General features: G+C 66.7%; 10 protein-coding genes. 6 read left to right on the forward strand and 4 right to left on the reverse strand.

Features of this window, described 5'->3' with window-relative positions; all coding sequences use genetic code 11:
• Nucleotides 1–350 precede the first annotated feature (350 nt).
• A complete protein-coding gene (locus BLR57_RS03205; RefSeq protein ID WP_089694070.1) occupies nucleotides 351–1,475 on the forward strand; it encodes an ABC transporter ATP-binding protein in 1,125 nt (374 codons plus the stop codon).
• Nucleotides 1,476–1,538: 63 nt separating this feature from the next.
• Here the strand turns inward: BLR57_RS03205 and BLR57_RS03210 are convergent, their stop codons facing one another.
• Together BLR57_RS03210 and BLR57_RS03215 are read right to left on the reverse strand one after the other, a co-directional pair.
• Nucleotides 1,539–1,949 carry a hypothetical protein gene (locus tag BLR57_RS03210; protein WP_089694071.1) on the reverse strand — a complete coding sequence of 137 codons (411 nt, stop codon included), beginning with the start codon at nucleotides 1,947–1,949 and terminating at the stop codon, nucleotides 1,539–1,541.
• A 70-nt stretch (nucleotides 1,950–2,019) separates the two neighbouring features.
• Nucleotides 2,020–4,143: a DUF7997 domain-containing protein gene (locus BLR57_RS03215; RefSeq protein ID WP_089694073.1), complete on the reverse strand. Its 2,124-nt coding sequence runs from the start codon at nucleotides 4,141–4,143 to the stop codon at nucleotides 2,020–2,022.
• A gap of 165 nt (nucleotides 4,144–4,308) precedes the next feature.
• Between BLR57_RS03215 and BLR57_RS03220 the strand changes: the two genes are divergently transcribed.
• Nucleotides 4,309–5,379 (forward strand): TrmB family transcriptional regulator, encoded by a 1,071-nt coding sequence (locus BLR57_RS03220; protein ID WP_089694075.1) that lies wholly within the window; start codon nucleotides 4,309–4,311, stop codon nucleotides 5,377–5,379.
• 243 nt (nucleotides 5,380–5,622) lie between these two features.
• Entirely contained in the window at nucleotides 5,623–7,557 is a 1,935-nt protein-coding gene (locus BLR57_RS03225; protein WP_170830545.1) for a methyl-accepting chemotaxis protein, read from the forward strand.
• A gap of 170 nt (nucleotides 7,558–7,727) precedes the next feature.
• On the opposite strand, the gene BLR57_RS03230 is transcribed toward BLR57_RS03225, so the two are convergent.
• Nucleotides 7,728–8,099: a DUF7475 family protein gene (locus BLR57_RS03230; protein WP_089694079.1), complete on the reverse strand. Its 372-nt coding sequence runs from the start codon at nucleotides 8,097–8,099 to the stop codon at nucleotides 7,728–7,730.
• A 211-nt stretch (nucleotides 8,100–8,310) separates the two neighbouring features.
• On the opposite strand from BLR57_RS03230, the gene BLR57_RS03235 reads away from it, so the two are divergent.
• From BLR57_RS03235 to BLR57_RS03245, 3 genes are read left to right on the forward strand one after another with little or no spacing between them, the layout of a single operon-like run.
• Complete coding sequence (locus tag BLR57_RS03235; protein ID WP_170830546.1) at nucleotides 8,311–10,293, forward strand: aldo/keto reductase; 1,983 nt, start codon at nucleotides 8,311–8,313, stop codon at nucleotides 10,291–10,293.
• Nucleotides 10,290–11,240, forward strand: coding sequence for a CDP-alcohol phosphatidyltransferase family protein (locus BLR57_RS03240; RefSeq protein WP_089694083.1), 951 nt, complete (start codon nucleotides 10,290–10,292; stop codon nucleotides 11,238–11,240). The genes BLR57_RS03235 and BLR57_RS03240 overlap by 4 nt, the downstream gene beginning before the upstream one ends.
• 24 nt (nucleotides 11,241–11,264) lie before the next feature.
• Nucleotides 11,265–11,816 carry a metal-dependent hydrolase gene (locus BLR57_RS03245; protein ID WP_342026070.1) on the forward strand — a complete coding sequence of 184 codons (552 nt, stop codon included), beginning with the start codon at nucleotides 11,265–11,267 and terminating at the stop codon, nucleotides 11,814–11,816.
• A gap of 114 nt (nucleotides 11,817–11,930) precedes the next feature.
• Here the strand turns inward: BLR57_RS03245 and BLR57_RS03250 are convergent, their stop codons facing one another.
• Complete coding sequence (locus BLR57_RS03250) at nucleotides 11,931–12,845, reverse strand: serine/threonine-protein kinase RIO2 (RefSeq protein WP_089694087.1); 915 nt, start codon at nucleotides 12,843–12,845, stop codon at nucleotides 11,931–11,933.
• Nucleotides 12,846–12,925 lie beyond the last annotated feature (80 nt).

The following is a 12,925-nucleotide window of genomic DNA, read 5'->3' on the forward strand; positions in this document are numbered from 1 at the left end:
TGTTCACACCTTAAACCTTCGGATACGACACGATTGTTCATCCGTTATTTGATGTCACTGTGGCGACGATATGAGCCAGTAGAACGCCTCTGGCGGCCGAATTCGGGCGATAAAGTCAGTCGACGGAAACCGTCACCCGGCCTCGTGCGGTCGCGACGTGGGCGTCGGCGGGGCTCCCGTCGACAGGCCAGGTCCCGTCGTCAGTGCGATTCGGGTCCGCGTGGGTCGTTATCGTCACCCGTGTTCGTGTCACCTGGCGACGACGACCGTAAAAATACTACGAAATTGTGCATCACAAATCCTGATTCGAGGGTAAGACCTATTACAGATGCTCCCAACTCGGTGAGATAATGGGAACTGTAACGCTCGATAATCTCAGAAAGGAGTTCGACAACGGACAGATCGTCGCCGTCGACGACGTCTCACTCGACGTTGCAAACGGTGAGTTCATCACCGTCGTCGGTCCGTCAGGCTGCGGGAAATCGACGACGCTGCGGATGCTCGCCGGGCTGGAGTCACCGACGTCGGGACGAATCACTATCGACGACGAGGACGTGACGGACGTCCACGCCCGCCGCCGCGACGTGGCGATGGTGTTCCAGAACTACGCGCTCTATCCGCACAAGACCGTCCGCCAGAACATGGCGTTCGGCCTGCGGATGAGCACCGACCTCTCGAAAGAGGAGCGCAACGAGCGCGTCCGCGAGACGGCGGAGATGATGGGTATCGAGGACCTGCTGGACGACAAGCCGAACGAACTCTCCGGCGGCCAGAAACAGCGCGTCGCACTCGGCCGTGCCATCGTCCGCGAACCGGACGTGTTCCTCTTCGACGAGCCGCTGTCGAATCTGGACGCCAAGCTCCGGACGACGATGCGGACGGAGATCCAGCGGCTCCAGAACGACCTCGCCACGACCTCCATCTACGTCACCCACGACCAGGAGGAGGCGATGACGATGGGTGACCGCATCGTCATCCTCAAAGACGGCGAACTCCAGCAGGTGGGTAAGCCGAAGGACGTCTACGAGAACCCGGCCAACGCCTTCGTCGGCGGCTTCGTCGGCTCACCGTCGATGAACTTCATCGAGGTCCGCGCGACCGTCTCCGAGGGCACGGTGACGCTCGAAGACGATTCGGGGCGGTTCGTCTACACGCTCGACGCGGCCGACTACCCCGACATCGAGGACGGCGACCATCTCTCGTTCGGCATCCGGCCGGAGGACGTGTTCGTCGCCGACACCGGCGGCATCGACACGGTCGTCGAGGTCATCGAACCCATCGGCAGCGACAACTACCTCTATCTCGACCTCGCGACCGACTTTATCGCCCGCGTCGACTCGGACATCGAACCCGAGACGGACGACACCGTCGCCATCACCTTCGACGAGGCCGACATCCATCTGTTCGACGCCGAGTCAGGCGAGTCACTGACGTTCGACGACGGCGAGCGCGAAGTGTTCGCGGCTGCGCAGTAGGCCGCGATACCTGACTCCGACCTCTTCTCTCTGACACCTCCCCTCCGAGAGCCAGCAGTCCGGCTACTCACACGAGATGTCGGCGATCTCCGCGAGTTCAACTTCGTCGTCGTCGACGATGTGATAGTAGAACACGAAGCGAAGACAGACCGTTTCGCTCCCGAAATCGATGCGTCCGAGACTGGCTCGAACCGGCTCGTTACCGACGACGCCGTGGACTGCGGCAGGGACGCGCTCAGTGGGTGAGTCGAGCGTGACCGTCCGGCGTGTCTCCGGCGGGACGGTCCACGTCTGCCACTCGCCGAGACCCTCGTCCGTCTCAAGGGCGACGTGGAACTCCTGGGCTTCGGTCTCGCCGTTGGCGAGTTCGACTTCCACGGACTCGACCGTCGCGTCCGGCTCGACGAGTTCGGTACAGCCCGAGAGGAGGGAGAGACCACCGCTGGCGAGGAGGAGTTGGCGTCTGGAGGGCACACGTCGAGCGACGAAGAGAGCAATAAAAGTCGTGTCGGCTGTCAGCCGAGTCGTCAGCCGTCAGGGATGCTCAGTCGTCGGCGAGTGCCGGTGTCTTCGCGCCGACCGTGATGTCGAGTTCGTCGGCGAGCGCGACCGTCGCCAGTCGCAGCGCGTGCGGCCAGCCGAGCGGCGTCGCACTGTCGGGCGTGCCGTCGTCGAACAGCTGTTCGGGCAGATAGCCCGTGTCCATGCAGAGCGGGCCGTCGGGGAGGACGAGCGAGAGCAGGTCGTCGGTGCGCGCGGCGAAGAACTCCGCGCGGCTGTCGCCCTCCTCGCGGAGGAGTGCGGTCATGCTCGCGGCGGCGTGGGCACCCCAGGCGGTCGAGACGGTCCAGATCTTCTCGTGGCCCTGGCCACGCTGTCGCCAGCCGTCGCCCTCGTAGCGGACGAGTCCCTTCACGTCGCTCTCGGCGGGGTCGTGCCAGAGGTCGTCGACAACCGCTTCGACGTGCGAGACGAGGCGGTCCAGCCGTGCGTCGTCGACGTCGCCGACCCGCGCGTACTCGCGGTGGGCAGCGGCGAGTGCCAGCGCGGCCGAGTCGGCACGTTCGTCGAGGTCACCCGCGGCGAGTCCCTCCTCCTCGTCGGCTTCCTCGCACTCCCGGAGCGCGTAGATACCCCGCTCCTCGACCCAGAGGTCGTCCAGCGCGTCGTAGACGCGGTCGGCCTGGGCCTTCGCGTGAGCCGTCGTCTCCTCGTCGAGGTCCGCGGCCGCGACGGCGGCGTAGGCTTCGAGGAACGTCGCCGCCGTGTGACTGAACCGGCCGTTCATATCCTCCCAGGCGTTCTGGCAGGCGATGGGGCGGCCGTCGTCGGCGAGCGTGTCGTCCAGCCCGTCGAGGGCGACGTCGAGTGCGGCGACGACTTCCTCGCGCAGGTCGCCGTCGGCCTCGCCGAGCACGGAGGCGAGGAACGTGACGACGCTCCCCGTCTGGTCGGCCTGGTAGTCGACGCCGTCACCGGCTTCGAGACGGCCGTTCGCCCAGCCGGGTGCGAGGCTGCCGTCGTGCGGCCAGACGCGGTGGGGCCACGTGCCGTCGGCCTCCTGGGTGGTGAGGTAGGCGCGGGCACTGCGCTCGGTCCACGCGTCGAGGTCGAGACCCAGATACTCGGACGCTTCGTCGACGAACAGCGAGATCTCGGCGTCGTCGCGGAACCAGGTGTAGCCATACCCGCCAGAATGGGCGTAGTAGGGGTCGAAGTCCGGCCCGGCGATGCGGAGACCGGTCGCAGCCGAGAGCAACTGGAGCACGCGGACGTCCGTCGCGACGGCGTCGGCGTGGGGCGCGTCCTCGGGGACGGCAACGGTCTCCGCCTCGGCGGCCCGTCGGAGCGCGTCCGCGTCGACGTGGGTCGAGGTGAGTTCGTCGAGTCGGCCGAGCGCGGCGTCGCGGGGCGTCGCGTTCTCGTCGGTCAGGAGCGTGACGAGCGTCGCGCGGCCCGACTCGACGGGCATCGAGGCGACGACGTCGCCGCTGAGTCGGTCCTCCTCGTAGCGGTCCTCCGAGACCGGGCGCGGGAGGTCGACGGCCGCCGCGTCGAGCAGTTCGTCGAAGCGTGCGGGGACCTGCCCGGTGAGGTCCGAAAAGCCGGTCGCGCTGCCGACGAAGTCGTGCTCGTCGGTGTGGTAGACCTCGACCGCGTCGCCGTGGCGGAGCTGGCCGATGCGGGTGTCCTGGGCGTTCGGCGCGAGACCGACGTAGGCGACGAACTCGGCGTCGTCGTACTCGCGCTCGCTCTCACTCTCACTTTCGCGCTCGATGTCAGCGTCGATGTGTGTCACGTGGGCGTCGCCGACGGTTAGGTCGTACTGCGTGACGGTGCCGACCGGCGTCTCGCGTTCCGTGACGACGAGTGCGGTCGCTTCGTGGTACGTCTGTGAGACCGTGTCGCTGGCGTCGAACCAGTAGACCTCGCCGCTGCTGTCGCCGCTGCGGTCGGCACCGACACGGAGACCGAGCCGGCAGCGGTCGATGCCGTTGCGGCCGGTCAGCGGATAGCCGAAGTCGCGGAGCGAGCCGTCGGGGTCGACGTGGACGAGCCGCCCGTCGAACCCCGAGAAGAGACCGGTCGTCGAGCGTCGCTCGCCCGGAAACCGGGTGTCGTGTCCCTCGTGACGTTTGTAATCGTCGAGGGCGTCGCGAAGTTGCATTAGCTGTGTGAGGCCGCGCCGGGGTAATAACTCTTGGTGTAATTGTCGTTCATAGTTTCTGGCAGCTGCCGGTCGCCCGCGCGTGGCACACTTCGGCGGCGTCCGTCCCCGACGACGTCACGGCCGCACACCGTCGCTTAAGTGCCCCGCCGAGTTCTTCTCGATATGGACGACACCGCGCTCAGGCGGATTCTACAGCAGTTCGGGCTTTCGGACAAGGAGATCGACACGTATCTGACGCTCTTGGAACACGGGGAGGCGAAGGCGAGCACCGTCGCCGACGCCGCGGGTGTCTCGAAGCGCTACGTCTACAGCATCAGCGAGAAGCTCGAAGACCGGGGATTCGTCTCGGTCAACGACCACGTCGTGCCGACGACGATCCGAGCCAACCCGCCGGAGGAGGTCATCGCGTCGCTGACGGACGACATCGAGACGATGCGCCCCGCGCTCGAAGAGCGCTACTCCCACGCCGCCCCCGAGACCGAACGCTTCGAGGTCATCAAATCCCGCGTCACCGTCCTCAAACGCATCCGAAGCCTCATCGAGGACGCCGAAGAGGAAGTGACCCTCTCGATTCCGAAGGACAACCTCGACGAGGTCGCCGACTCGCTCCGTGCGGCCGTCGACCGGGGCGTCCTCGTCCTCCTCGTCGTCGCCGACCCCGACGGCACGGCCGACCTCCCGCTCGATGGGGTCGCCAGCGTCGTCCGGGCGTGGACCGAGCCGATGCCGACGATGCTCACCACCGACCAGCGGGTCGGGCTGGTCGCCCCGACGGAGATGATCATCCGTTCGAACAGCGGCGCGCGCGCCATCGCCTTCACCGAACCTCGTCTCGGCCCGGTCATCGTCGGCTCCTTCCTCGGCAACTACTGGCCGATGGCCGAGGAGGTCTACGTCGCAGAGCCGGTGACGCTCCCCGAGACGTACACGAACTTCCGGCAGACGGTGTTTCAGGCGACGCTCCATCTCCGGGCCGACACCCCGCTTCGCGCTCGCATCCGCGGCCGACGCACCCGCGGCGGCGAGACCGAAGACGAACTGGTCGGCCGCGTCGTCGACGTCCGCCAGGGGCTGACCGAACCGGCGAACAACGCCTTTCCGGTCGAGAACACGCTCGTCGTCGAGACGGACGACGGTCTCGTCACCGTCGGCGGCGGCGGCGCGTTCATCGAGGACTTCGAGGCCGAATCCGTGACGCTCGACGTCCTCGACGAAGCCATCGACGAGGAGTGACACCACTCTCAGGGCGCGAACCACGCGTCTCTGTCCGACCACCCACCGCTCGTTTTCGAGTGCTCTCAGTTTGACGCTCGAAGTGGACGAACCGGGAATCGAACTGGTATCCTGTCCACTTCCCGGAAAAGTGCACGCCATCGATGGTTTATTTCACTGACAATTTTATTAATGCTCCAATAAATTATCAGAACGTGTATTTGGGAGGGAATACATATGGACTGTTGTTCGGATACGAACCGTATGGAACGTCCCAGCTGGCAGTCTCGGACTGTCCTCTCGGCAGTCGAGAGATGGCGGCAGAAGATACGCGAGGACCTCAAATACACACCGAACGGGTCGTCGATACCGGAGGATGTCTGGCGGTCACGTCACAAGCGGATTCTCATCGGCGTCGTCGCTCACATCCCCCTGTTGTTGGCACTCGGCCTGTACGAGGGGACCGAGTCGGTGGTGACCGGAGCGACGATTCCCTCGATTCCGACGTGGCTCGTCGTCGGCCAACTCAGCATCGTCCTCGCGCTCGCCCTGTTGTCGAACTGGTCTCGGTTTAGCCGACGGACGCGTACCGCTATCGGCTCCTTCGGGTTGATGACCACGTCGACCCTGCTCGTCCAGTTCTCGGGTGGGTACATCGAAGCCCACTTCCACTTCTTCGTCGTCATGGGAGTGATCGCACTCTACGAGGATTGGCTCCCGTTCGCGATCGGGCTGCTGTACGTTGCGACCGGCCACGTCATCTTCAGCATGATCGACCCGACGAGGGTCTACAACCACACCGCTGCGATCGAGTATCCGTGGGCGTGGGCAGGAATCCACGCGGTGTTCATCCTCGGGCTCTCCGGCGCGCTCATCTCGAACTGGTACTCCATCGAACGCTCCAGAGAGGAGTCCGAAGCGCGACTCCGGGAGGTCACAGCGCAGACCAACCAACTCCAGGACATCGAGGAGGCAAAGGCGGAAGCAGAGCGACAGCGCGAGGAGGTCAAAGAGCTGGCGACGACCATCGAGCAGCGTGCGAACGAGTACGGTGAGGTGATGCGGAAGTGTGCGAACGGTGATCTCACGCAGCGGATGGACACCAGTTCGGACCACGAGGCGATGGCCGACATCGCAACGACGTTCAACCGGATGATGGACGACCTCTCGGAGACCATCGTCCGCATCCAGGAGTTCGCCGACGAGGTCGCTGTCCAGAGCGAAGAGGCGACCGCGAGCGTCGAATCCGTCCAGTACGCCAGCGAAGAGGTTCGCGGGTCGACGCAGGAGATCGCCACCGGTGCGGAACACCAGACCGAGCAGCTCGTCGAAACCGTCGACGAGATGAACACGCTCTCGGCCAGCGTCGAGGAAGTCGCGGCCGCTGCCAATCAGGTCGCCGCGACGTCCGAGCAAGCGGCTGACCGTGGCGAGGACGCACAGGACCACGCACGGAACGCGATCGCGGAGATGAGCGTGATCGAGCGGCGTACCGAACAGGCGGTCGAGGACGTCGAATCGCTCGACGACGAGATCAAACGTATCAGTGAGATCATCGAGCTGATCAACGGCATCGCCGAACAGACGAACCTGCTCGCGCTCAACGCTTCCATCGAAGCCGCACGTGCTGGCGAGGCCGGTGACGGCTTCGCCGTTGTCGCCGACGAGATCAAGCAACTCGCCGGAGAGGCAAGTCGGGCGACGACAGACATCGAAACGCTCATCGGCGAAATCGTCGCCTCCACCGAGGGAGCCGTCGACGACATGCAGGCGACCGGCGAGAGTATCACCGACGGTGTCGAGACCGTCGAAGAGACCCTCGACGCAGTCGAGGACGTCGTCGCTCAGTTCGACGAAGTCAACCAGGGCGTCCAAGAGATCAGCAAGGCCACCGACGAGCAGTCGACCTCGACCGAGGAAGTCGTCGGGATGGTCGAAGAGGTCACGGGAGTCAGCGAGCAGACCGCCGCCGAGGCGTCGACCGTCTCGACGGCCTCCGAACAGCAGTTGGACTCGCTCGAGGAGGTGTCGACGAGCGTCAACGCGCTGTCTGCGCGCGCCGACAGACTCCACGCGCTACTCGACGCGTTCGAGGTCGGCGACGCCGTTCCCGTGTCCGGCGAGCCGGTAGCCGCCGACAGGACGAGGACCTCCAGTATGTCCGTATCAACCGACGGAGGGTTTCGCTTCGAGAACTGAGACCACGGGCGACCCGCCCTGGACCCGCTGACTCCAGGTGAGGGGGCGTACCGTCGCAGAAACGACTCTTTCCCGGTCGGTCACCTGCCCGGCCTCGTCGAGACGGACGACGAACTCGTCACCGACGCGCCGTTGCCTTCTGTCGCCTGAACTGCTCGTGAGCGGCGGCCTCAGTTCCGCCGCAGGAGGAGAACGAGGACGACGACGAACGCGACCTGGACCGCCTTGTCCGCGAGACCGAGCGGGCTGAACGACGGCGCGTTCACGACGTACCAGGCGACGATCTGTCCGAGAGTGAACGGGATTCCGAGGAGGTAGAACAGCCGCCGACGGTAGTCGACGACGATGGCCGCCGCCCCGCCGAGGAAGGCGATTCCGGCCACGATGAAGCTGATGCCGAACCCGCTGAGTCCGAACGAGGCCCCCAGTCCGAGATGGAGGACGCCGGTGACGACCGCGAGCACCACCCCGATCCAGTGGAGCGGTGTCATCGATTCCGTGGCGAGCTGTAGCCCGCTGTTTGCCGTGTTTTGTGTTGCCATACCTCTTCTTTGACCGCCAGCCGCTTCTATCTTCATGCTGCTGGGGACGTGTTCGGCTCCCGGTGGCGACCCGTTTCGTCTCACTTCGTCTCGAACCGGCCGGGGCCGCCAGTTGGACAGTCCGGCTCCGAGCGGGGGTCGAATCCCGGGAATCCCGGCATCGTCGGCCGGAAGACCGAGCTACTTTATGCGTATCCGCTTACGAACAGGGGTGGATTGTGCGTTAGTCGGAGCGGGGAGCATCGCGGAACAGTACGCAGACGGACTCCGGGAGTCCCCGCTTCGGGTCGTCGCGACCTGTGACCTGGACGAGGACCGCGCGGAGACGCTCGCCGCCCGCGTCGACGACGCCACCGCCTACACCGACTTAGAAGAGTTGCTTGCGGCCGAGTCGGTCCCGCTCGTGGTGAATCTGACCAGCCACGGCGCGCACGCCGCTGTCACCCGGACGTGTCTCCGGGCGGACCGACACGTCTTCTCGGAGAAACCGCTCGCGCTCGACGCGGAGACCGCTGCCGACCTCGTCCAACTGGCCGCCGACCGCGGTCTCGCGCTCGGCTGCGCGCCGGAGAACCATCTCGCTGACGCCCAGCGACACGCCCGGACGCTCGCCACGGACGGACGGCTCGGGACGGTCCGCTTCGCCAGCGCGACGGCCAACGTCGGCCGCGTCCGCGAGTGGCACGACCGGCCGGCGTCGTTTCTCGCCGTCGGCCCGTTGTTCGACGGCGCGGTCTATCCGCTCTCCGTGCTCGTCGCCTGGTTCGGCCGTGTCGACCGGGTTCGGACGGCCGACGCAATCGACGTCTGGCCCGGCGAGCGACCGGCCGACGCCTCGGCACCGCCACACGTCGAGGCGACGCTCGAGTTCGCCGACGGTCCCGTCGTCGCGCTCCGCACGAGCTTCTACGTCGACCACCGGAGCCGCGAGTTCTACGGGCTGGAACTCCACGGCGACGACGGGACGCTCTATCTCCGCGACACGGGCGCGCTCGCTGCCGACCGTGACGCCGTGACCGTCCGCGGCGGCGACCGCGACCCGACCGTCGCTCCCCATCCCCGTCCACGACGCGAACGCCCGCACGCCGCCGGGCCAGCCCGCCTCGCCGAGACGGTCGAGCGTAGCCGCCCGAGCAGGGCGAGTGCCCGCCGTGCGGCACACGTGGTCGCGGTCTGTGAGGCCGTCCTGGCCGCCGCAGACGAGTGTGGACCGGTCCCGGTCGAGAACGGACTCGACGACGCGCTGGGGGGACCAGCGTCCGAGGGGGCGGTCCCGGTCCGCCCGCCGACGGCGACGGAACTCGACGATTGCCAGGCCGCGATGCGGCTCCCGCCGGTCGGGTTCGGCTGCTCGCGCTACCGCGGCGACGGCTACGTCGAACCGGCACTCGGCGCGGCCCTCGACGCGGGCTACCGGCTGTTCGACACCGCGGAGCTGTACGGTAACGAGTGGCGACTCGGCGACCTCCTCGCCGCACCGGGCGCGCCGGACCGGGAGTCTTTGTTCCTCCTCGGCAAGCCCTGGCGGACGAACCACGGTCCCGGCCATCTCAAACGGGCCTGTGAAGGCTCGCTCGCGGAACTCGGCGTCGACGCCTTCGACTGCTACGCGCTCCACTGGCCCGACGCGTGGGCCCATCGTGGGGAGCTGTCCGAACTCTCGCAGCTCCCGCTCGCCGAACAGGAGCGTCGGACGTTCCCGACCGACGACGCGGGCGATCCAGTCCGTGCCGACCACTCGCTCGTCGAGACGTGGGAACGGATGGAGTCGCTGGTCGAGGAGGGGCTGACACGGACGCTCGGCGTCTGCAACGTGACGCTGCCGCAGCTCTCCCGCCTCGTCGATGCGGCGCGCATCCCACCGGCACTCGTCCAGATCGAGCGGCATCCCTACCGCCCCCAAACCGACTTGGTCGAGTGGTGTCACGCGCGTGGTATCCGCGTCGTCGCCCACTCCCCGCTCTCGGCACCGGGGCTGCTGTCCGCCCCGGTCGTCGAGTCGGTCGCGGCGGACGCCGGTGTGACACCGAGCGAGGCGGTGCTCGCGTGGGACGTCGGGCGGGGCGTGGTCCCCATCCCGTCGACGACCGAGCGGGAGCACGCCGTGTCGAACCTCGCGGCCGCCCGTTGTCGGCTCGACGACAAGGCGATGGCTCGGCTGGACGGACTCGCCGACCCGGAGTTCGAACGATGACCGCCGAGTCAGTCCCGGCCGCGCTCCGCGGTCGCTGGTGGCTGACGACGGCCGTCGCCGCCCTCGCAGCCGTCGCCGTCGCGTCGGCCGCGGCGGATGCATTCTCGCCCACGGCCGGCGTGTCGTGGTTCCTCGTGGCCGCGGTCCCGCTGGGCTACGTCCTGTGGTTCCTGCGGCAGTCGCTGGGGCTGAACCATCCCCCGGAATCGGCCGACACAGCCGACATAGCCGATGCAACCGACGCAGTGGACGCGACCGACGCAGTGGACGCGACCGATGTGGCCGACGCGACCGAAGGGACCGAAACGACCGACGCGACCGACACTGCCTCAGACGGTGGGTCGTCGGTGTATCCGACCCTCGGACTGGCGAACGGCATCACCATCGGCCGTGGCTGGCTCTACGCTGGCGTGGCAGGCTTCCTCCTCGTCGTCCCCGCCGTCGACAGCCTCTGGCGGTGGCTACCAGCGCTTTGGTACGGCGGTGGTGCCGCGCTCGACTGGGTCGACGGCTTCGTCGCCCGTCGGATCGGCCGCCGGACAGTCCTCGGGGAGCGACTCGACATGGCGTTCGACACGATGGGCTTTCTGATCGCGCCCGTCGTGGCGGTCGCCTGGGGGGCACTGCCGGTCTGGTATCTCTCCGTGTCGGCGGCGCGGTACTGCTACCGGTTCGGCTGCTGGCTCCACGAACGCCGTGGCGGGACGCTCGGTGAGCTCCCGGAGAGCCGCGTCAGACGGCCGCTCGCCGGGCTTCAGATGGCAGTCATCACTGGCGCGCTGCTTCCGGTGACGCCACCGCGTCTCGTCTGGCCGCTCGCGACGCTGGCAGTGGTTCCCTCGCTGGCAGTGTTCTGCCGGGACTTCCTCTCGGTCACCGGCCGACTCGGCGGGTCGAACACACACGACTCGCCGCCCCTTGGTGAGGAGCGTGAACGAACTTCATGAAGGGCGCGAGATGACTGAGCCGTGATGGTCATCACCCACGTCGCCGTCGCGTTGGCGTTCGCGGTGCCGGTCGCGCTGGTCGCCCCCGAGTTCGCGACGGCCGCGGCCGTCGGCGCGACCGTCGGCGGGGTCTTTCCGGATCTCGACCTGCTCGTCGGCGAACACCGGCGGACACTGCACTTTCCGGTGGTCGGTCCCCTGCTTGCGGTTCCTGCGGTAATACTCGCGTTTCTGGTTCCGACGGCGGCGACAGTCGCGCTCGCGCTCGCTCTCGTCGGCTTCGGCGTCCACAGCGCGAGCGACGTGTTGGGTGCGGGTGAGGAACTCCGGCCGTGGGAACGGACGAACACGGACGCGGTCTACGACCACGTCGCCGGACGCTGGTGGCAGGCGCGGTACGTGATTCCGTACGACGGTTCGCCGAAGGACCTCCTGTTGGCAGTCGCCGCCAGCCTCCCGGTCCTTCTCGTGTACGAGGGGCCGGTCCGCTGGGGACTCGCCGCGGCTCTCGGTGTCGCCCTCGTGTACGCCGCCCTTCGACGTCGACTCGTGCCGTACTTCGAGCGAATCCTGTAACTCGTTTTCTCGTTGGGCTGGAGGAACGACCGAAGAGCAGCCCGCACACTCGGCTCGGAGGTGGAGTCGGACTCCGACAGGACAGAATGGCGATTTGCTATCGCGTTATGCAGTTTATTCTCCCGCGAACGCGCGAGCAGTCTCGAACTCGCCGCTGGCGACTGACGCTGCCAGCGCGCTGATATCGAGCGAATCGGGCGTCTCGGCGGGATACTTCCGGCCGAAGTAGCCGACGATGTTCTTGACGTCGCGTTCGAGCAGTTCGTCTGCGTTGTCGTGGTCGGTCGGGACCGACTGCGGCCAATCGAAGACCGTGACCCCGTTCTCGCTGATAGCGACGTTGTACTCGCTCATGTCGGCGTGGACGTAGCCCGCCTCGTAGGCGGTCGCCATCTCCCGGAGGACGAGATCGAGGACGCCGACGACCTGTTCGGATTCGAGTTTCGCGCGGCCGAGTTCGACGCCGTCGAGTTTCTCCATGATGATGGCGTGGCGGTTGTGGTCGACGGGGCGGGGAACCGAGACGTCCGGATAGAGAGTTTCCAGGGCCTCGTACTCGCGTTCGGCCGCCTTCCGGGCGGTGTAGAGCCACGAGACGTGCTGCTTGTCGGAGGTGTAGTCGCGCTCGCGGTCGACACTCCGGAAGTTGGTGTAGCCCTCGCGGTGGAACTTCAGTGCCATCGGCTTGAACGACTGGACCTCGTAGACGTCGCTCTCCTTGCCGACGCCGAGGGGTGCACCGACGCCGTCGATGGTGTCCCGCTGGGAGAACGTCCGCAGGGCGAGGGCGTCGTAGCCCTCGAACTCCAGCTGGTAGCCCTCGTACTGGATTGTCTTACGGGTGATGAGGTCGCGTTTCATACAGCGGTCGATGCGGTAGTCGACCTCCTCTTTGGTGAGATTCGCGTAGTCCGGGATCTTCTCCCGGTTGACCCACTTGCTGAAGCGCATGCCGTGCTCGACCCCCGAGAGGAGATAGAAGTCCTCGGGCTCGAGTTCGGCCATCACGCTCGCGATGTTCCGAACCATATCGGGTGGTCGTGACGTGCCGGTAAAAGGGCCGCGAGTCGGCATCGGGCTGCCAAATGAATCAGATGGCGCGATACCCA

It is taken from the genome of Halogranum gelatinilyticum (assembly GCF_900103715.1).
Lineage (GTDB): Archaea > Halobacteriota > Halobacteria > Halobacteriales > Haloferacaceae > Halogranum > Halogranum gelatinilyticum.

Excerpts from the sequence above, each read along its gene's own strand:
- BLR57_RS03205 (WP_089694070.1), top strand. The coding sequence starts at position 351 with ATGGGAACTGTAACGCTCGATAATCTCAGAAAGGAGTTCGACAACGGA.
- BLR57_RS03220 (WP_089694075.1), top strand. The coding sequence starts at position 4,309 with ATGGACGACACCGCGCTCAGGCGGATTCTACAGCAGTTCGGGCTTTCG.
- BLR57_RS03230 (WP_089694079.1), bottom strand. The coding sequence starts at position 8,099 with ATGGCAACACAAAACACGGCAAACAGCGGGCTACAGCTCGCCACGGAA.
- BLR57_RS03225 (WP_170830545.1), top strand. The coding sequence starts at position 5,623 with ATGGAACGTCCCAGCTGGCAGTCTCGGACTGTCCTCTCGGCAGTCGAG.
- BLR57_RS03245 (WP_342026070.1), top strand. The coding sequence starts at position 11,265 with ATGGTCATCACCCACGTCGCCGTCGCGTTGGCGTTCGCGGTGCCGGTC.
- BLR57_RS03250 (WP_089694087.1), bottom strand. The coding sequence starts at position 12,845 with ATGGTTCGGAACATCGCGAGCGTGATGGCCGAACTCGAGCCCGAGGAC.
- BLR57_RS03240 (WP_089694083.1), top strand. The coding sequence starts at position 10,290 with ATGACCGCCGAGTCAGTCCCGGCCGCGCTCCGCGGTCGCTGGTGGCTG.
- BLR57_RS03215 (WP_089694073.1), bottom strand. The coding sequence starts at position 4,143 with ATGCAACTTCGCGACGCCCTCGACGATTACAAACGTCACGAGGGACAC.